The organism is Hanstruepera marina (genome assembly GCF_019880635.1).
In the GTDB taxonomy this organism is placed as follows: domain Bacteria; phylum Bacteroidota; class Bacteroidia; order Flavobacteriales; family Flavobacteriaceae; genus Hanstruepera; species Hanstruepera marina.
The window spans coordinates 1,578,417-1,597,848 of the sequence record NZ_JAINVX010000001.1 but is presented as its reverse complement, the minus strand read 5'-3'; the positions used below and the strand labels follow the sequence as shown (position 1 = coordinate 1,597,848).

Sequence of the window (19,432 nt, the reverse complement as noted above, 5' to 3'; positions counted from 1 at the left end):
AATATTAGGTTTGTAACGCTATAATAAGTTCAATTTATATGCCATGAATACCTTGATACTAAAAAGTTTTTTTTTAAAAAGTGTAACAAATGAAAATCTGCTTACTCTTTAATATAACAATTTGAATTTTTTGACACTAACCACCAAAAATATCGAAGAGCTCATAGAGCTTTGTAGGGCTAGAAACCAATTTGCGCAATTGGAAGTTTATAATCGTTATTACAAAGCCATGTATAACGTAGCGTTTAGAATTGTAAAAGACAGCTTTGAAGCAGAGGATGTCATGCAAGATGCATTTTTAACTGCTTTTTCTAAACTCTACAGCCTGAAAGATACAGTGACTTTTGGTTCATGGCTAAAACGAATTGTTATTAACAACAGTATTTACCGTTTCAACAAAAATAGTAAGTACCAAAACGTTCCTTTTGAGCATGCAATGCATAAAGTTGAAGATGACTTTCAAGGTTTGGATAACGACACATCATCATCAAGCGACAAAGCCAAGTTGGTTTTAAATACATTGAATCAACTAAAGGACAATTATAGAATTGCTTTAACATTACATTTAATTGAAGGATATGATTATGAGGAAATTGGAGACATTATGAATCTTTCTTACGCCAATTGCAGAACAACAATATCACGGGCAAAAGAAAGCTTACGTAAAAAACTTGAACCAATAGTAAGTTATTAAAAATTGAATTATGAGCACAGATAATTTAGACTCTCTTTTTGAAGATTTACAAGGTAGTTTTGATCAGGAAACGCCTAATGAAGACCATAAAAAACGGTTTATGGCTAAACTCAACAATCAAAAGAAAACTGTTGACGTGAGCAAAAAACATTGGTCTATTTGGAAACCGTTAGTTGGTGTAGCAGCTTCTATTGCCTTAATATTAGTATTGACCTTCGGTAATAATCAAGATGTAAATGCTTCTGGTTTAGCTAGCGTGTCTCCAGAAATGGCACAAACCCAAGACTTCTTTACTTCTACTATTGCTATAGAGTTAAAGAAACTTGAAAACGCCACCAATCCTGAAACCAAAATGCTTATTCAGGATGCCCTTAATCAAATGAAACGTTTAGAAAACGAATATGAGTCGTTGATAACAGATTTAACTGAAAGCGGGAATGACCAGCGTGTTATTTATGCTATGATTTCAAACTTTCAAAATCGTATTGAAATATTACAGAATACTTTACAACAAATTGAAATAGTTGAACAATTAAAAAACAGTAAACATGAAAACAACAATACTATCTAAAACCCTAATCGTGCTTTTATTGATGCCAACACTTATTGTTGCATCTATAAACCCTGACAACGCAGTAAAGCACAAAAAAGAGAAAACCATTAAAAAATCGTTTAATGTAAATAGCAATGCCGAATTAAAGGTAGATAATAGCTATGGAAATTTAAACATAGTGACTTGGAACGAAAACCGTATTGATATTGAAGTCACAATAACTGTCGAAGGAGGCAACGAAGACAAAGTCATTAAAAAGCTTGATGAAATAACGGTAGATTTTGATGCCAGTTCAAATATGGTTTCAGCAAAAACAATTTTTAATAAAAACAAATCTAAATCTTGGTGGAATTGGGGCAGTAATGGCAGCTCAAAAATGAGTGTTAATTATGTAATAAAAATGCCTATAACAAATTCTGTAAAACTAGATAACGATTATGGCAGTATAAATTTAGATAAACTGGAAGGCAAAGCTTCAATTAGTTGCGATTATGGTAAAATAACAACCAAAGAGTTAATGAGCACAGACAACTCCCTCAATTTTGACTATAGTCAAGGATGCTATTTTGAATATATAGGTGGAGGAACAATAGATGCTGATTATAGTGGGTTTACCGTAGCCAAAGCCAAAAACATTAGACTATCAGCAGACTATACGCAATCAAAATTTGAAATAGCCGAAGATATTACCTACGATTGTGATTACGGATCCTTAACCGCTGAAAAAGCCAATAATGTAACCGGAAATGGCGACTACTTAACGGTTGTTTTAGGTGATATTTATAAAAATGTAACTATCGATGCGGATTACGGGTCTATTAAAATTAAGCGAATGACTGCCAATGCAGGGAACATAACCATAAACTCTGATTATGTAGGTATTCATATTGGTTACGATAGCGCTTATAAATTTAACTTTGAAATGAATTTGGAATATGCCTCATTAAGTGGAAAAGATGACTTGGAATTCAATAAAAGTCGAGAAGAATCTGGAGAAAAATACTATGCAGGATATTACGGCTCTAATAACTCTGGAAACTTAATAAAGATAAACTCTGATTACGGTAGCGTAAAATTAAATAGAAATTAATATCAATCAAATAACACACAAACCATGAAAAACAAAGTATTATTATTATCTGTCTTATTTGTTACAGCATTTAGCTGTGCGCAAAATTGGAAAAAAGTTTCTGGAAATGGTAATATGACAACAGAAACACGAACCACAAGTGATTATGATGGTGTCAGTTGCGCCGGGTCTTTTGATTATGTTTTAGTAGCTGGTACTGAAGGAAAAATTACACTTGAGGGCGAAGAAAATTTATTAAAACACATTATTACAGAAGTAAAAAATGGTAAATTAGTTATCAAGTCTGAAAATGGCATTAACCTAAAAAGTAGTTTAGGAAAAACCATTAAAGTAACCATACCTATACAGGATATCAATAGTGTTTCTCTTGCTGGTTCAGGTGATTTGTGGAGCGAAACTACAATTACTTCTACTAATCTAAATGTATCGTTAGCCGGTTCTGGCGATGTTAAATTAGACGTCAAAGCTACTTCAGTGGAAAGCAGTATAGCAGGCTCTGGTGACATTACATTATCTGGTAACACCACAAACCTTGAAGCCAACATTGCAGGTTCAGGAGATTTTGAAGGTTTTAATTTAAACTCTGATAATACTGAAGTATCCATTTCAGGATCTGGTGATGCTCAAGTTGTAAGTAACAAACGTATTAGAGGTCGTGTTTCTGGATCTGGAGATATAGCTTACAAAGGCAATCCAGAAAAAGAAGATACTAAAGTATCAGGTTCTGGATCTATTAAAGGAAAATAACAGAACACTTATGAAACAAAAAAAGCGACCAATTGGTCGCTTTTTTTTAATTACGTTTCACAGATTACATTGTCAAGCCTTTTTAGGAACTCTAAAAAGTAACACTATTCCAAACAGGAAAAACACAAACAAGAATAATATAGCATCACGCATGGAGCTTCTGTAGTCAACCACAGCAAAAATAAGCATACCTATAACAATCCCGATTTTTTCGGCTACATCATAAAAACTAAAATAGGATGTGGTGTCTTCGGTTTCCGGTAAAAACTTTGAATATGTTGAACGTGCCAAGGCCTGAATACCACCCATAACCAATCCAACAATACCAGCAGCAATGTAAAACTGAATAGGTGTTTCCATAAAATACGCATAGAAACAAATACTCATCCAAATAAAGTTAAGAACAATCAATACTTTTATGTTTCCAAACTTTTCTGAAGCCTTTGATGTTAAAATAGCTCCAATAATGGCTACCAATTGAATAACCAACACGCTTACTATTAATCCTTGTGTTTTTTCATCAGAGTCTGCCCATGCTATTTCTTTCTCACCAAAATAAACGGCCATTAACATAATGGTTTGCACAGCCATACTAAATACAAAAAAAGCATACAAATACCGCTTTAACCGTAAGTTTTGTTTTAGCTGTTTCCAGACTTGCCGTAATTCAGTAAATCCTTTTAAAACAACATCCTTTGTTACTTTATGTCCAGAAGACACACCTTTTGGTAAGTAGTAAAATGTATATTGACTAAACAGAACCCACCAAAGCCCTACTGTAATAAATGAAATTTTCATAGCTTCAATTGATGCTGCATTCTTTTCGGCTTCTGTAGTACCGATATCAAATCCAAACCAGTTTGGCTTCATAACCATTGCTAGGTTTATTAATAGCAGTAGTACACTACCCACATAACCTAAAGAAAATCCTTTGGCACTAATGGCATCTTGCTGTTCTTCAAATGCAATGTCTGGCAAATAGGAATTGTAAAACACTAAACTGCCCCAGTATCCCATTAATCCCATAAAATAGAACAAAATACTGGTGTGAATAAAGTCTAAATCAAACCAATACAATCCTATACAACCCAAGCCTCCCATATAACAAAAAAACTTAAGGAAGAATTTTTTGTTACCCACATAATCAGCTATTCCTGATAAGATTGGTGAAGAAAATGCGACAACCAAAAATGTAAACGCCGTTATTATTGATATAAGAACGGTCTGTTTCATTTCAAAACCAAACGCCGAAACAGGTTCGTCAGCTGATGCAAACAAACTAGAATAAAATATGGGAAATATTGACGATGCAATAGTTAGCGTGTAAACCGAGTTTGCCCAATCGTAAAACGCCCAAGCGTTTAAAAGTTTTTTACTGCCTTTTTGGTAAGATTTCATAAAAAAAGCTGCCCTTTTATTGAGCAGCTCCTAAATTAAAACAAATAATTTAAATACTAATATTTTCCTAAAGGTCTAAATGTAGTCACACCAAAATTTTTAGCTTCAGCAATGGCTTGAGGTGCTAGTTTGTTTAACTCATCAATTCGTGATTGATTGGCAGGATGTGTACTTAAAAATTCAGGAGGTGCTTGTCCACCACTCATCTCATCCATGCGTTCCCATAATTTAGCAGCTTCATTAGGATTATATCCAGCAATAGCCATTAAGTACAATCCTATTTTATCAGCTTCGGTTTCATGAGCTCGACTAAATGGCAACATACCGCCTACATTTGAAGCTATTCCATAAGCTTGATTGTAAATATCGATATTTTCATCGCCCTCCAACAAAACATTTCCAGCAACCGCAACCCCTTGTTGAATATATGCGGCACTCATACGTTGTTGACCATGGTTAGCTAAAGCATGGGCTACTTCATGTCCCATTATGGCTGCAATAGCCGTTTCATTTTCTGCAACTGGTAAAATACCTGTATAAAAGGCAATCTTCCCGCCAGGCATACACCAAGCGTTTACGGTTTCAGAATCTATTAACGAGTATTCCCATACATAATCCTTTAAATACCCTTCATAACCATTGGCATTTAACCAACGTTCGGCTGCAATGGCAATACGTTGTCCAACTCGGGTAATCATTTTTGAAGCTGGCGTTCCTGTTATCACTTTATTTTCAGAAAGCACTTGATTATATTGTTGTAAGGCAGCAGGAAATAATTGATCGTTAGACACAAATGCCATGGTTTGCTTTCCCGTAAATGGATTAGTTGAACAAGAAAGAAACAGCAAGGTTATAGCGGCTGTTATTATTATGTTTTTTGTTTTCATGTAGTTTATGGTTTTTATTTAATCAAATTTACAATAATCATTCTTTAATTTTCGACACATAAAGTGTTTTTTGGTCACAAGTTGATGACTTAAATAATATACGCAAAATATCATTATCATGGTTCTTTTGTAATTAAAGCTTTCTGCTAACGACACAATTAAAAAAAATCACCATGAACAAATTCATCCTATTAGTTTCATTGTCACTTTTTTTGAGTTGCAACAGCAATGCCCAAAAAAAAGAAACTAAACAAACAGAAACCTTTAAAGTTTTTAAAACTAAAGCTGAATGGAAACAAGAGCTTACTAAAGAACAGTACTATGTCTTAAGGCAGTCTGGTACCGAACGTCCTTTTTCCAGCCCGCTAAACAAAAACTATAAAAAAGGGGTATATGTTTGCGCTGCTTGCAGTACACCTTTGTTTGAGAGCGATCACAAATTTGATTCCGGAACTGGCTGGCCAAGCTTTGACCGTGAGATCAAAGGAAATGTTGCATACGGAAATGGTTATGAAAGTAATGAAGAGCATTGTGCTACTTGCGGTGGTCATTTAGGACATGTATTCAATGATGGCCCAAGAGATACAACAGGCAAAAGGCATTGTATAAATGGCGTGGCTTTGGAATTTATTCCTGAAGGATAAATTTATAATGCACTTACATAAAATGCTTAAGTGCTTTTTTTAATCCAAATTTTAAAAATGAATATTATTTATTATTCGCTTCCTATTTCGTAAATTCGTAGCTTCAAAAAACGATTAAAAATAGACGAATGAGTAAATACGATGTTATTGTTCTTGGAAGTGGTCCTGGTGGCTACGTGACAGCTATACGCGCGTCACAATTAGGTTTTAAAACAGCAGTTGTTGAGAAAGAAAGTTTAGGCGGTGTATGCTTAAACTGGGGCTGCATTCCTACAAAAGCACTTTTAAAATCAGCTCAAGTTTTTGAATACCTAAAGCATGCTGAAGATTATGGCCTATCGGTAAAGGAAGCCGATAAGGATTTCGATGCTGTTGTAAAGCGTAGTCGTGGTGTTGCCGATGGCATGAGTAATGGTGTTAAATTTTTAATGAAAAAAAATAAAATTGACGTTATTGAAGGCTACGGAAAAGTGAAACCTGGAAAAAAAATAGACGTTGATGGTAAAGAATACGCTGCAGATCATATTATAATAGCAACTGGAGCACGCTCTCGTGAATTACCTAGCTTACCCCAAGACGGAAAAAAAGTAATTGGATATCGTGAAGCCATGACCTTACCTAAACAACCTAAAAAAATGATTGTTGTGGGTTCTGGAGCTATTGGGGTTGAGTTTGCCTATTTCTATAATTCTATGGGTACTGAAGTGACCATAGTTGAATACCTACCTAATGTCGTTCCTGTTGAAGACGAAGATGTTTCAAAACAACTAGAACGTTCATTTAAAAAGAGTGGTATTAAGATTATGACATCTTCAGAAGTGACCAAAGTTGACACTTCGGGTAAAGGTGTGAAAGCTACGGTAAAAACTAAAAAAGGAGAAGAAGTTCTTGAAGCAGATATTATTTTATCGGCTGTTGGAATTAAATCCAACATTGAGAATATAGGTTTAGAAGACGTTGGTATTGCTGTAGATCGTGATAAGATTTTGGTAAACGATTATTACCAAACCAACATTCCAGGGTATTATGCCATTGGAGATGTTACTCCTGGACAAGCTTTAGCCCACGTTGCATCTGCTGAAGGTATATTGTGTGTTGAAAAAATAGCAGGACAACATGTAGAAGCTCTTGACTATGGAAATATTCCTGGATGTACCTATTGTTCCCCAGAAATAGCTTCTGTAGGTTTAACTGAAAAACAAGCTAAAGAACAAGGTTTAGACATAAAAGTTGGTAAATTTCCGTTTTCTGCATCTGGTAAAGCCAGTGCTGGCGGAAACAAAGATGGTTTTGTAAAAGTAATTTTCGATGCCAAATATGGTGAGTGGTTAGGTTGCCACATGATTGGTGCTGGAGTTACAGATATGATTGCTGAAGCCGTTTTAGGAAGAAAACTGGAAACAACAGGACACGAAGTCTTAAAAGCAGTGCATCCACATCCAACTATGAGTGAAGCCGTTATGGAAGCTGTTGCCGATGCTTATGATGAAGTGATACATTTATAAAAAATATTTATTTATATAATTTTAAAAAGCGACTCAAATATGAATCGCTTTTTTTTATTTTCGATTTATGAAAAAAAAAGGCTTTCTTGCATTATTAATCATAACTATACTATCGTGCGGAGTTTCAAAATATAAAACAGAGCTTACGAGTGAAACGTTCCAAGATGATAATTGTCCAGCATTTAATTTAGAACAATATAGCAGTGCTTCAATTGAAAACGTTTATATTAATAGTTTAGATATACTACCTGTATTCTATGACATTAGTTTAAAATCATCTATAAACGACTCTATTACTTCTGAAAAAGAAGCCTTAAGGAAGCAGGTAGAATCTGTTGTATATAACAGTTTAAAAAAACATAATATAAGTTATATACCTTGTTCTCTTTCTGATTTTTCACAAAAAGATATTGCAGATTATAAAAATAGCATCAGAAGCACATCATTTTCATTAGCACATAACCATTTTGTGCCTGAAGAGTACTACACTAAAGCAATTCATAAAGTCGGAAAACACAGATTTAAACTTGCATTTTTCTTTCAATTTTTTCCAAAAAATAATGGGGAATCAGAACGCATATATATTCATACGTTGCTTTATGATACAGAGATTAATAAAAATGTTTATTACGAATACCTCATTTATGAAAACTGTTCTGTTAGACACTTAAATAATTTTGAAAAAGTTATTAATGCTGTTGTAATAAACTTTAAGAATAGAAATATGACTCTCTAAAACTAAATTTTAAATAAACTACAGCCTAAAATCCAAACCCAAAAACAAACCATTGGGCGTAATTTCCTCAAAACCCAGCGTATATTTCATGTGGATATCCAAAGCATCTGTTAATTGATAGGCCACACTTAAATCGGCTCTCACTTTAAACTTATTTGAAAAGAAGTCGAAAAAGTAGTTCATACTGGGTCCTATTAAAAGATAAAACCGCTCTGCGGCTTCGTATTTTAAATAGATAGGAGCATTTAAAAACTTAAAGTCATGTAATCCCACAAAAAGTATTTCAGGTTGAATTGACAAACTATTTTCAATAGGAATATCAACAAACAAACCGCCATAATACCCTACCCCAACTTCTGGGTTATCGCCAAAACTAGCTTCAGTAACTTTATAAAACGTCAGGTTTACACCTCCTTTAATTCCAAAATCTGTTTTAGATTGTGCATGTGCAAAATGAGTAAAGCATAAACTTAATATCAATAAGCCGCAAATAGGTTTCATTATAAAAGTGAAATTTTGTTTAAAGTAGTATTTTATTGCTTAAAAGTATAATCTAAAATCAAAAAGAGCCTGGAATAGGCTCTTTTTTTTACAACATCAACAAAGATATTCCATAACATAATATCTATTTCCTGATAGTTATTTCCTTTTTTTCTTTTTAGATTCTTTTTTATCTTTTTCTTCAACAATCGATTTATAAAACCTGAAAGATGATTTATGATCTTTTAAAACACTTATTGATAACCCAACCAACATAATTAAAATAATAACCAGTAAAAAAATGATAATAATCTTGACCTCATAATTGGCGACCATAAATACGTTCTAAATTGTTGGTTTATTGTTTTAGACACGTAATTCACAATAAAGTCACGCTTTAGTCTAGAATTTCTATTTTTTTGTTGGTGATATGTTTTATGGGGTAAACTACCTTGGCATCATTAAAAACAACAACCATACTTATATTGTCTATGGCATATATAACACCTTGCTTTTCATCAACTACAATCTTTTGACCTACATAAAAATTACGTTTAGAGTAAAACCCTAATAACAATCTATAAACTATATCGCGCGAACCAAAACCAAAAGCTATTGTAAAAGAAGCCAAAACTGCTCCGAGAATTAAAAACAGATTGTTTGTAATAATATCTGTATTGAAGCCTGCTTGATCCAGTGCCATAATAGATACCATAACAACCAATATTAAAAAAAGAATATTACTAATGGCTTTAGAGCCGTTAATGTCAACTGCTTTTAGCAAAGTACGTAAAGTCTTTTTTAAATAATTGGCTCCATAAATACCCAACACAAAAATTAACAATGCACTAAAGAATTGGGGTAAATACCTAATTAACTTACCAACTTCATTAGAAATCAGACTGAAGTTTAAAATTTCAGCTCCAATAATAACAAAAATTAAAATGAAGAGCCATTTAACAAAAACCAAAATTATTTTTTCTGGGTCTATTTTGAACGTACCATTCAAAAAAGGGAGGTCATTTAACTTTTCAGACAAATATCCAATTTTAGTTAGCTTAAGTGATTTTTTAATCACAAACAATATCAGTTTAAGTAACAACCACGCAACTATTATAAATATAATTCCAAAAATAATTTTCGGTAAAAACTTATAGGTATTTCTTAATAGCTCATCTAAAAGATTAAAATTCAAATCGTCGTTCATGGTATGTTAATTTAGTTTGTAATTACTTGTTGTTTTTTTTAGATAGATTAAAAATATTATTTATGGTTTCCGGATATTTTATGGTAAGTAAATCGGTAACATCAAGTGCCAATTTAATGACATTAATATCATCCATTACTTTATCTTTAATAATGTCTGGAAGTTTTTCGCTGTTTATTACTTTTTTAAACGGATTTTCCATAATTAAATAGTTTCATATACTTTAACTAGCCTGCTTTTGGCTCTGCTCAATCGCATTTTTACAGCGCTTTTACCTAATTCCAATACCTCTTGAATATCCTCTATTTTCATATCATCCTGATACTTCATAAATAATATGGTTTTATCGTTTGGGTCAATTAAATCTAGTGCTTTGTTTAATTTTTCCGAATCCATACTATGAATTTTCTCTTCGTTTATATTGTTTTGAACAGTACTTAAGTGTTCTTCATGTGTATCTGCATAAAGAAACTTACTCTTACGCTTGTTAAAATCGCGTTGAACATAGTTTATACAATGGTTATACGTAAACGAATAGAGCCATGTGGAAAATTTAGACTTATGACCAAAAGTTTTAATCTTAATAAAAAGCTTGACAAAAATATCATGGGTTAAATCTTGAGCTTCCTCTTTGTTCTGCACAAAGCTTATACACTTATTATAGACTAAATGTGAGTACCTGTCATATATAATTGAAAATAACTCTGAACTTTTAGTTTTAACTATTAATTCTACAAGTTTTTCGTCTGAAATTGAGCTGTCTATTTTTAAATCTTCCAATATGAAAATTATAATCATTCATTTAGACACAATAATCAAAATAAAGTCACAGGGTAAAATAATTATTTAACCACTATGCCCTTTAACTAAAATCGTTATTCGAATGAATTTAGGAAAGTAAAAAATAAAAATTAATCAAGAAAGCTCTGTATGGCCAATTCATAGCTTTGCAATCCAAAACCAACAATTACGCCCTTGGCATGAGGTGCTACAAAAGATTGGTGCCTAAACTCTTCCCTATTAAAGGTATTTGAAATATGTACCTCAACAACAGGAGTTTCAATGGCTGCTACAGCGTCACCTATACTTACCGAAGTATGAGTGTAAGCTGCTGCGTTTAATATAATACCATCATATTTAAAACCCATTTCGTGCAACTTGTCAATCAATTCACCTTCAATATTGGATTGATAATGTTCAAAAGCCACATTTGGGTATTTACTTTTAATGGTCTCAAAAAATTCATTAAAGGTCAAACTCCCATATATATTGGGTTCTCGCTTTCCTAACAAATTTAAATTAGGACCATTAATTATAATGAGATTTTTCATAAAGTAAAGGTATAAAAAAAACCGAAGCTCTAGGCTTCGGTTAGTGTTCTTATAAACTATCTTAATTGATATTTACCATAAAACCAATATTAAATGACGAATAGTAAAAATAGTCGTCACTTATACCAACATAATTGATATTTAATTGAAACACCTCATTAAGGTTGAACCCAAACATAGGTCTCCAATAAAACCCACCAGTATAGTAGTCGTTATTAAAAACATCCTTGGCACTTGAAACTGAAAACGCATAACCAATATCGGCTCCAAATACTAATCTGCCAGCTCCAAATCGTGCTGCAGCTGCAAGAGGTACAAATTGGTAGTCAGGTGTTTCAAAATTAATTGGACCTAGATAGAAATCTTCTCCTAAAGCTTGTCCGTAACCAGTTGCAATACCTAAACTAAAGGCCTGATTAACTTCAAATAAATAATTGATATCTGCAGAAAAGGCAAACGAAAAGTCGTAGCCTTCGTAGTTTTCATAGGGAAATCCAATACTTGCTCCAATATTCAAGCCTGATTGTGCATAGGTAAACGCATTAAACAATAATGCGGTTACTAGAGTAATAACATATTTTTTCATTGTTATGGGTTTTTAATGAATTTACAAATTAAAAAAAAGAGCAAACTATAGTTTACTCTTTTCTTTATTTTTTAAACGTTTATTAAAATCCGAATTCAACACCAAAGTTGAATGAATTAAATCCGCTACTAGAAACATAAGTTCCGCCGTAATAAGTATCACCATAATCCACTCCTCCTGAAATATTTTGAAACGATGCAATCAAGGCTACTACACCAAGATCAAATCCAAACTTTGGCCGTGCATAAAAGCCTGTTTTAGCATCACCAGAAACATTTACGGCAACACCCAAATCTATACCTCCAAAAAACCGATGGTCTGCAAAATAATAGCGTGCAGATGCTGCTATAGGTAAAAATGAAGCATCTTTATAATCTCTCCTAAACTCCACGTTACTAGAACTGTAAGCGTAATACTCGCCGTCTCCAATAAAATGTGTAAATCCAAGTAACGGTCCTACCTCTAGATTATCAATAACTTCAAACAAATAGGCAACATCAAATCCAAAATTAAATGATGCCACATCTGCTGCTGCACTTATTGGCATCCCAATATTGGCGCCAACATAAAAACCGCCACCTTTTATTTTGTCTTCAATATCTTGTGCTTTGGCATTTAAACTAAAGATTACAAGAGCTGTAAATAATAATAGTTTTTTCATAATTATTAAGTTTAATTAATGGATTAATTATATTAAATATAAGATTTAAAAGTTAGAAACAAAAAAACCGAAGCAAAAGCTTCGGCCCTTTATAATTTTTTATTTATTTAGTTTATACTAAACGTTGCTCCAACACTTAATATTCCAAAATTGGAATTAACACTATTACGATAGACAGTACCATTAATATAATATGTGTCATCATAACTTGAACTCACACCTCTGTAAGATGCATTTAATTGAATTCTTTCATTAATGTTGTACCCAAACATTGGTCTAAAATAAAATCCACCATCGTTTCCATCATTAATCCCTACAGCATAGCCTAAATCTAGACCAACAGTAAACATTTCATTGATGTAAAACCGACCAGCACCTGCTATTGGCAAAAATTGAGTGTCATCATAATCTAAACCAAAGTACTCATCGCCAAAAGAATGCGAAAACCCTACTGTTGGACCAACACTAAACTTTTCATTTATTGAAAATTGATATGTGGCATCTACACCAATTGAGAATGTTGCAAAATCTCCTCCGTCTGCTACCGGTAATCCAATAAATGCTCCAATACTGAAACCTTCTTGGGCTTTTACACTTGTTAAACTAAAAACTGTAAACACAGCTACTAAAAGTAATTTTTTCATAATTGTTAAGTTTTACATTGATTAATGTTATTAAATATAAGGTTTAAAAATTAGAAACAAAAAAAACCGAAGTTAATCACTTCGGTTTTTGACCTTTATCTTTAAAAACTACTAAAACATAAATCCAACAGAAACTTGAATTACTCCATTAGAAACTTTGTAATCATCAGAATCATCAGCATCGTTGATATTTGATAATCCTAAATTATAACGTGCCCCAAAATTCAGACCATTATCCATTCTGTATCCTAATCCAAAATTTAGTCCAAAATCTATTGACGAAACTTCATCATCAATATCCACTTTTGCAGAACCAGAGTCAGTAACCGTATTTCCACCACTTGTAACTCTTTCTTCATATTCATATTCAGATTTAGCAGAAGCTAAAATTCCAACTTGTGGACCCGCTTCAACATTAAACCCATTTACAATGTAATACTTAAACATTACTGGAATATTAATGTAGTTTAATTTAACTTCTTCTTTCTCTTTTAAATAATAGTCTACTCCTCCTTGGCTACTGCTTTCAGTATATTCATTTTTTGCTCCTTGAGCAGAAAACAAAAGTTCTGCTTGAAGCCCCATATTTTGGTTGAACATATACTCAGCGGCACCACCAATGTGGAAGCCAATTCTCATTTCAGCGTCTTCAACATCTCCTGTTAAAGTAGCAAAATTCACACCAGCTTTTGGTCCAAAACTAAAGCCTTGATCAACCGATTTTTCGTTTTGAGCATTAACATTTGTTAATCCAAATACTGCAATAGCAGCACATAAAAATAATTTTTTCATAATTGTTAAGTTTATTAATTGATTTCGGCAAACTAAATACATTTTTATGACATATTTTAACCATTTAACTACTTTATTAACAATTTAATTAACATTAAAGTTCAACTATTTGAATTTCAATATTTTAAAATTTGTGTTATTAACAAATTTTGTTGATTTATATCTTTAAAGGTTAATATTTTACAGGTTTTTAGGGTATTATTTTAAAGAATCGTTACTTTACCATACAAACAAAGCACATGACTTGGGAAAACTGCATTAGCGATTATAAACTCTATTTAAAAATAGAACGCGGTTTGTCTCAAAACACCGTAGACAATTACAACTTGGATATAGATAAATTGGTTTCGCATTTAGACACTAATAACATCTCAATTTCTCCATTAAAAATTGAATCAGAAACCATTCAACAATTCATTTATGAGAAAGCCAAAACATTGAATGCACGCTCACAATCCCGTTTAATTTCTGGCCTGCGCAGTTTTTTTAGTTATTTGGTTTTTGAAGATTATAGAACGACAAACCCAGTTGATTTAATTGAATCGCCTAAAATAGGCCGTAAACTTCCAGATACCTTAAGCTTAAACGATATTGACAACCTTATTGGCGCGATAGACCTTTCAAAAACATACAATGGAGTAAGAATTGGCGAACGCGATAGAACCCTGCTAGAGACGCTCTACAGTTGTGGTCTGCGAGTAAGTGAACTCATTAATTTAAAGCTATCAGATTTATTTTTTGCCGAAGGCTTTATTAAGGTTACCGGAAAAGGTGATAAACAGCGTTTTGTACCCATTAGCCAACAAACACAAAAGTTAATCAATATCTATATACAAGAGGTACGCACAGCCATTAATGTACAAAAGGAAGATAATGATACACTGTTTTTAAACAATAGAGGTAAAAAATTGACGCGTGCTATGGTTTTTACAATTATTAAAAATTTAGCTAAAGACATTAATCTGGGTAAAACCATTTCACCCCATACCTTCAGGCATTCGTTTGCGACACATTTATTGGAAAATGGTGCTGATTTAAGAGCCATTCAACTGATGTTGGGACACGAGAGTATTACAACTACTGAAATTTATATGCATCTAGACAAAAAACAGCTTAAAAAAGCCATACAGACCTATCATCCCAGAAAATAAAAAAGGTTCACAAATTGTGAACCTTTAAACTATTCGAGTTTTTAAACTTCTATTTAGCAATATTAACTGCTCGTGTTTCCCTAATAACAGTTACTTTAACCTGTCCAGGATACGTCATATCAGTCTGTATTTTCTGCGAAATATTAAATGATAAATCAGCAGCTTTTTGATCATCTACCTTTTCACTTTCAACAATGACACGTAATTCTCGACCAGCTTGTATGGCATAGGCTTTCTTTACACCATTAAAACCAAAGGCGATATCCTCTAAATCTTTTAAACGTTGAATGTAGCTATCCAATACTTGACGTCTAGCACCAGGTCTAGCACCAGAAATAGCATCACAAACTTGTATAATAGGTGCTAACAACGATTTCATTTCTATTTCATCATGGTGAGCACCAATAGCATTACAAACGTCTTCTTTTTCGCCGTATTTTTCAGCCCATTGCATACCTAATATAGCGTGAGGTGTTTCCATATCAGCTTCTGCATCAGGTACTTTCCCTATATCGTGTAACAATCCTGCACGTTTTGCCAATTTAGGATTCAAGCCTAATTCAGCAGCCATAACACCACATAGCTTAGCAACTTCACGTGAGTGTTGTAGTAAGTTCTGACCGTAAGACGAACGGTATTTCATTCGACCAACAACCTTTACCAATTCGGGATGAAGATTGTGAATTCCTAAATCGATTACAGTACGTTTTCCAACCTCTATAATCTCTTGCTCAATTTGTTTTGTTGTTTTCTTAACCACCTCTTCAATTCTGGCTGGATGAATACGTCCATCTGTCACCAGTTTATGTAGTGATAAGCGTGCTATTTCGCGTCTAACAGAGTCAAAACACGATAAAATAATAGCTTCTGGTGTATCATCAACAATAATCTCAACACCAGTGGCAGCCTCTATTGCACGTATGTTTCGTCCTTCACGCCCAATAATGCGACCTTTTACATCATCTGATTCAATATTGAAAACTGACACGCAATTGTCTACAGCCTCTTCCGTACCAATACGCTGAATGGTATTAATAATAACCTTTTTGGCCTCTTGTTGAGCCGTTAGTTTGGCTTCTTCCAATGTGCTTTGAACAAAAGCCATGGCATCGTTTTTAGCTTCACCTTTAAGAGATTCTATTAGTTGTGCTTTAGCGTCCTCTGCCGAAAGACTTGAAATAACTTCAAGCTGTTCAACTTGACTTTTATGTAGTCTATCTAATTCTCCTTTTTTCTTTTGCAAGATATCCAACCTATGGTTGTAATCTTTTATCTTTTCTTCCAAACTATCGTTAAGTTTTTTGTTCTTTGATAGTTCACCAGAAACTTGAGATTCTTTGTCTCGAGTTCGTTTTTCGGCATCAGCCATTTTTTTATCACGTGCTAAAATGACTTTTTCGTGTTCTGATTTTAGCTCTATAAATTTTTCTTTAGCCTGAAGTATTTTGTCCTTTTTAATAGATTCACCTTCATGATTGGCCTCCTTTATTATAGCTGCAGCCGATTTTTTAGCGCTTTTAACAAGTTTTGATGCATTGTTTCGTTCTAAAACTTTTGCAACAATAAAACCTATAATGATACCTAGTAATATTCCTCCAACAATTATTAAAATTGTATTATCCATGTTCAAGTTAATTTATTTATAAAAAAAAGCCTGCATCAGTATAACGTTTTGTATAAACTCCTTAAAACAAGTTTAGGGATACCAAGCTGATCAAGTATCTGTCCAAGCACTGAAAAATTCAATACTAACAGCACGCTTTTACAACTTAAACTCACCCTTTTTAAAGAATTAGCGTTGAGTTTATCAAAAAAATAACTAATGCAGGCAGTAACCTTTGTTTATTTTAAAGAACGTTTAAGAGTTTAAATGCTCCTGTAACAAATTGTTGATAGCATTAAGCTTTTGTTCAACATGTTCATTCACATTGTCTTTATCTATTGATTTCTGTTCTACTTGCGAAGCAAACTGTAAGGCACACATGGCCAAAACATCTTGCTTATCTTGAACAGAATAACTTTGCTCAAATTGTTTAATCATAGCATCAATATTTTTAGCTGCTTTTCGCAAACCCTCTTCCTGACTTGGTGCAATTGTTAAAGGGTATACTCTATTAGCTATTGATAGCTTTATTTTAAGCTTGTCTGACATTGAAAACTATGTTACATTATTCTGAAAGTTGAGCTATACAATGGTCAATTTCTCGAATTAATGCATTTATTTTAAGCTTTGTTTCTCTTTTATTATTGTCACTGCCAAGCATTGTATTTGCAATTTTTAGAGCTTCATACTTTTCTTCCCAAGAATCTAATTCTTGCTGTTGTAATTGAAAAGCCTCTTGAGTTGATTGTAGTTCTTGTTTTAACTTGCTATTGGCCTGTTTTAAAACCTCTTGCTTATGTAAAACTTTACTGATTTTGTTTTCAAGCGTATCTACAATGTCTTCAATTTTACTCATTTACAATATCAATACTTATATCACAAAGTTAACATACCTAAAGATAAATAACAATAGTTTTGCAATAAAAATAAAAGCAATCAGTTAAATCTCGTAATCAGTTAAATAGCAATATATTTTTATTCTTTTGCCATTTTCACACAAATTAATACATTAGCGTTAATACTTATTTTATGCAAAAATTACTGTCACTTGTAATTCTATTTTCGGTTTATTGCCATGCCCAAAATCCATATCCTGAAGATTATTTTAGGAACCCTCTTGATGTTACACTAGTATTGTCTGGTACGTTTGGCGAATTGCGCTCCAACCACTTCCACTCGGGTTTAGATATTAAAACACAGCGTCGTGAAGGCTTAAAAGTTTATGCTGCTGCCGAAGGTTATATTAGCAGGATAAAGATATCGCATTATGGTTATGGAAAAGCACTTTATATAACCCACCCTAATGGATATACTACAGTTTACGCGCACCTTCAAAAATTTTCTCCAACCATAGAAGCTTATGTTAAAAAACTGCAATATGAAAAAGAATCTTTTGAAATTGAAGTGTTTCCAAATTCTGATGAACTCATACTCACTAAAGGAGACGTTATTGCATACAGTGGTAATACAGGAGGTTCTGGTGGCCCACACCTGCACTTTGAAATTCGCGATAACGAAGAACGCCCTATTAATCCCATGTTATTTGGACTAGACATAAAAGATACAACAGCTCCAGATATTAAAAACGTTTATGCCTACCCTATTAATGAAGATTCGCATGTAAACAACTCAAATGAAAGACAAAAATTAAGACTTATTAGGCTTGACAATGGTGATTACACGGTTGAAAACTTAAAGGCCTTTGGCAAAATTGGTTTTGGAGTTGAGGCCAATGATCGTCAAGATCTAGCTTCCAACAACAATGGCGTTAGCAATATTCAGGCGTTGTTTAATGGTAATATGAAATTTGAAATTGATTTTAAACGCTTTTCGTTTGATGAAACTAGACATCTAAACCGGTTAATAGATTATGAACATTATAAAACCAAGAAAAAACGCATTCAGAAATTGTTTGTTGAACCAAACAATCCTTTGAGCATGTACAAAAATTTAGATAACGATGGTTATTTAACCATAAATGATAGTACAGCATCAGTGTATAAAATTTGTGTTAAAGATTTTAAAAATAATAACTCCTGGATAACAATTAATATTGAAGGTAACAAGTCGCAAGACATAGAACAAAAAGATAAGTTTAGTTCCGACTTTTTTATCTATGCCAATAAAACCAACGAGTTGGTAGACAAAACTATAGAGGTCCATTTTCCGCAAAACACATTTTACGATGATTTCTTTATAGATTTTAGAGTGCAAAATGATACCTTAACACTTCATGACGATACAGTTCCTGTAAAAAATAATTTTTCCATTAGTTATGACATCAGCAATTATGGACCAGAAGACTCGGATAAACTATTCATTGCAAGATTAGTAGGTTACAGAAAGCAGTATACCATCTACTCACCTACATATCGAAAAGACAATATATTAACAACATCAACCAAAACATTAGGAACCTATGCACTAGTAAGTGACAATATTGCACCAACCATCAAACCTATAAACGTTTCTGAAGGTAAATGGATAAGTAACTATCGGTACTTAAAAATACAAATTGATGATAAGGAATCTGGAATTTCAAATTATCGGGCCACCATAAATGGAAAATGGATTCTTATGGAATATGATTATAAAACCAAATTGTTACAATATGACTTTAATGATAAGGTATCAACAGAAACCAAAAATAATTTCAAGCTAATTGTTACCGATAATGTTGGAAATTCTACTACATTTGAAACTATGTTTTACAGAAAATAAAA

23 protein-coding genes and 1 other RNA gene are annotated in these 19,432 nt (G+C 32.9%); 9 read left to right on the top strand and 15 right to left on the bottom strand.

The annotated features are described in order from the left end of the window. Positions 1-130: 130 nt before the first annotated feature. Genes K7G76_RS07560 through K7G76_RS07545 form a run of 4 tightly spaced genes read left to right on the top strand, consistent with a single transcriptional unit; the run spans position 131 to position 3,084 of the window. Positions 131-694 carry an RNA polymerase sigma factor gene (locus tag K7G76_RS07560; protein ID WP_223033551.1) on the top strand — a complete coding sequence of 188 codons (564 nt, stop codon included), beginning with the start codon at positions 131-133 and terminating at the stop codon, positions 692-694. Between the two features lie 10 nt (positions 695-704). Further along, positions 705-1,265: a hypothetical protein gene (locus K7G76_RS07555; protein ID WP_223033550.1), complete on the top strand. Its 561-nt coding sequence runs from the start codon at positions 705-707 to the stop codon at positions 1,263-1,265. Further along, entirely contained in the window at positions 1,243-2,337 is a 1,095-nt protein-coding gene (locus tag K7G76_RS07550) for a DUF4097 family beta strand repeat-containing protein (RefSeq protein ID WP_223033549.1), read from the top strand. The genes K7G76_RS07555 and K7G76_RS07550 overlap by 23 nt, the downstream gene beginning before the upstream one ends. Positions 2,338-2,361: 24 nt before the next feature. Then, positions 2,362-3,084: a head GIN domain-containing protein gene (locus tag K7G76_RS07545; RefSeq protein WP_223033548.1), complete on the top strand. Its 723-nt coding sequence runs from the start codon at positions 2,362-2,364 to the stop codon at positions 3,082-3,084. Positions 3,085-3,156: 72 nt separating this feature from the next. On the opposite strand, the gene K7G76_RS07540 is transcribed toward K7G76_RS07545, so the two are convergent. Together K7G76_RS07540 and K7G76_RS07535 are read right to left on the bottom strand one after the other, a co-directional pair. Further along, entirely contained in the window at positions 3,157-4,482 is a 1,326-nt protein-coding gene (locus K7G76_RS07540) for an MFS transporter (protein ID WP_223033547.1), read from the bottom strand. A 56-nt stretch (positions 4,483-4,538) separates the two neighbouring features. Continuing rightward, entirely contained in the window at positions 4,539-5,369 is an 831-nt protein-coding gene (locus K7G76_RS07535) for a M48 family metallopeptidase (RefSeq protein WP_223033546.1), read from the bottom strand. Between the two features lie 173 nt (positions 5,370-5,542). Here K7G76_RS07535 and msrB point away from each other — a divergent pair, with 173 nt between their 5' ends. The 3 genes from msrB to K7G76_RS07520 all read left to right on the top strand — a co-directional run bounded on the left by msrB (position 5,543) and on the right by K7G76_RS07520 (position 8,254). Further along, a complete protein-coding gene (msrB, locus tag K7G76_RS07530) occupies positions 5,543-6,013 on the top strand; it encodes a peptide-methionine (R)-S-oxide reductase MsrB (protein WP_223033545.1) in 471 nt (156 codons plus the stop codon). A gap of 128 nt (positions 6,014-6,141) precedes the next feature. Beyond that, complete coding sequence (gene lpdA / locus K7G76_RS07525; protein ID WP_223033544.1) at positions 6,142-7,518, top strand: dihydrolipoyl dehydrogenase; 1,377 nt, start codon at positions 6,142-6,144, stop codon at positions 7,516-7,518. A 67-nt stretch (positions 7,519-7,585) separates the two neighbouring features. Further along, positions 7,586-8,254: a hypothetical protein gene (locus tag K7G76_RS07520; protein ID WP_223033543.1), complete on the top strand. Its 669-nt coding sequence runs from the start codon at positions 7,586-7,588 to the stop codon at positions 8,252-8,254. Between the two features lie 18 nt (positions 8,255-8,272). Here K7G76_RS07520 and K7G76_RS07515 read toward each other — a convergent pair whose 3' ends face one another. From K7G76_RS07515 to K7G76_RS07475, 9 genes are all read right to left on the bottom strand, one after another. Beyond that, entirely contained in the window at positions 8,273-8,755 is a 483-nt protein-coding gene (locus K7G76_RS07515) for a PorT family protein (RefSeq protein ID WP_223033542.1), read from the bottom strand. A 376-nt stretch (positions 8,756-9,131) separates the two neighbouring features. Then, positions 9,132-9,941: a mechanosensitive ion channel family protein gene (locus K7G76_RS07510; protein ID WP_223033541.1), complete on the bottom strand. Its 810-nt coding sequence runs from the start codon at positions 9,939-9,941 to the stop codon at positions 9,132-9,134. A 22-nt stretch (positions 9,942-9,963) separates the two neighbouring features. Continuing rightward, positions 9,964-10,143, bottom strand: coding sequence for a hypothetical protein (locus K7G76_RS07505; RefSeq protein ID WP_223033540.1), 180 nt, complete (start codon positions 10,141-10,143; stop codon positions 9,964-9,966). A 2-nt stretch (positions 10,144-10,145) separates the two neighbouring features. Next, the gene (locus K7G76_RS07500; protein ID WP_223033539.1) at positions 10,146-10,739 is read right to left on the bottom strand and encodes an RNA polymerase sigma factor; all 594 of its coding nucleotides are present in this window, start codon (positions 10,737-10,739) and stop codon (positions 10,146-10,148) included. A 113-nt stretch (positions 10,740-10,852) separates the two neighbouring features. Next, positions 10,853-11,272, bottom strand: a complete 420-nt coding sequence (aroQ, locus tag K7G76_RS07495; protein ID WP_223033538.1) for a type II 3-dehydroquinate dehydratase — start codon at positions 11,270-11,272, stop codon at positions 10,853-10,855. 61 nt (positions 11,273-11,333) lie between these two features. Next, positions 11,334-11,858 carry a hypothetical protein gene (locus K7G76_RS07490; RefSeq protein WP_223033537.1) on the bottom strand — a complete coding sequence of 175 codons (525 nt, stop codon included), beginning with the start codon at positions 11,856-11,858 and terminating at the stop codon, positions 11,334-11,336. An 82-nt stretch (positions 11,859-11,940) separates the two neighbouring features. After that, the gene (locus tag K7G76_RS07485) at positions 11,941-12,519 is read right to left on the bottom strand and encodes a hypothetical protein (RefSeq protein WP_223033536.1); all 579 of its coding nucleotides are present in this window, start codon (positions 12,517-12,519) and stop codon (positions 11,941-11,943) included. 107 nt (positions 12,520-12,626) lie between these two features. Further along, the gene (locus tag K7G76_RS07480) at positions 12,627-13,163 is read right to left on the bottom strand and encodes an outer membrane beta-barrel protein (RefSeq protein WP_223033535.1); all 537 of its coding nucleotides are present in this window, start codon (positions 13,161-13,163) and stop codon (positions 12,627-12,629) included. 111 nt (positions 13,164-13,274) lie between these two features. After that, on the bottom strand, positions 13,275-13,955 hold the full coding sequence (locus K7G76_RS07475; RefSeq protein WP_223033534.1) for a porin family protein: 681 nt from the start codon (positions 13,953-13,955) through the stop codon (positions 13,275-13,277). A gap of 239 nt (positions 13,956-14,194) precedes the next feature. Between K7G76_RS07475 and xerD the strand changes: the two genes are divergently transcribed. Beyond that, a complete protein-coding gene (gene xerD, locus K7G76_RS07470) occupies positions 14,195-15,106 on the top strand; it encodes a site-specific tyrosine recombinase XerD (RefSeq protein ID WP_223033533.1) in 912 nt (303 codons plus the stop codon). 49 nt (positions 15,107-15,155) lie between these two features. On the opposite strand, the gene rny is transcribed toward xerD, so the two are convergent. The 4 genes from rny to K7G76_RS07450 form a co-directional block, all read right to left on the bottom strand. Further along, entirely contained in the window at positions 15,156-16,730 is a 1,575-nt protein-coding gene (gene rny, locus K7G76_RS07465) for a ribonuclease Y (protein ID WP_223033532.1), read from the bottom strand. Positions 16,731-16,784: 54 nt separating this feature from the next. Continuing rightward, positions 16,785-16,910, bottom strand: a non-coding RNA gene (gene ssrS, locus K7G76_RS07460) — 6S RNA. A gap of 54 nt (positions 16,911-16,964) precedes the next feature. After that, a complete protein-coding gene (locus K7G76_RS07455; protein WP_223033531.1) occupies positions 16,965-17,258 on the bottom strand; it encodes a cell division protein ZapA in 294 nt (97 codons plus the stop codon). 16 nt (positions 17,259-17,274) lie between these two features. Further along, the gene (locus tag K7G76_RS07450; protein WP_223033530.1) at positions 17,275-17,565 is read right to left on the bottom strand and encodes a hypothetical protein; all 291 of its coding nucleotides are present in this window, start codon (positions 17,563-17,565) and stop codon (positions 17,275-17,277) included. A 173-nt stretch (positions 17,566-17,738) separates the two neighbouring features. Here K7G76_RS07450 and K7G76_RS07445 point away from each other — a divergent pair, with 173 nt between their 5' ends. Continuing rightward, entirely contained in the window at positions 17,739-19,430 is a 1,692-nt protein-coding gene (locus K7G76_RS07445) for a M23 family metallopeptidase (RefSeq protein ID WP_223033529.1), read from the top strand. Positions 19,431-19,432: the final 2 nt, after the last annotated feature.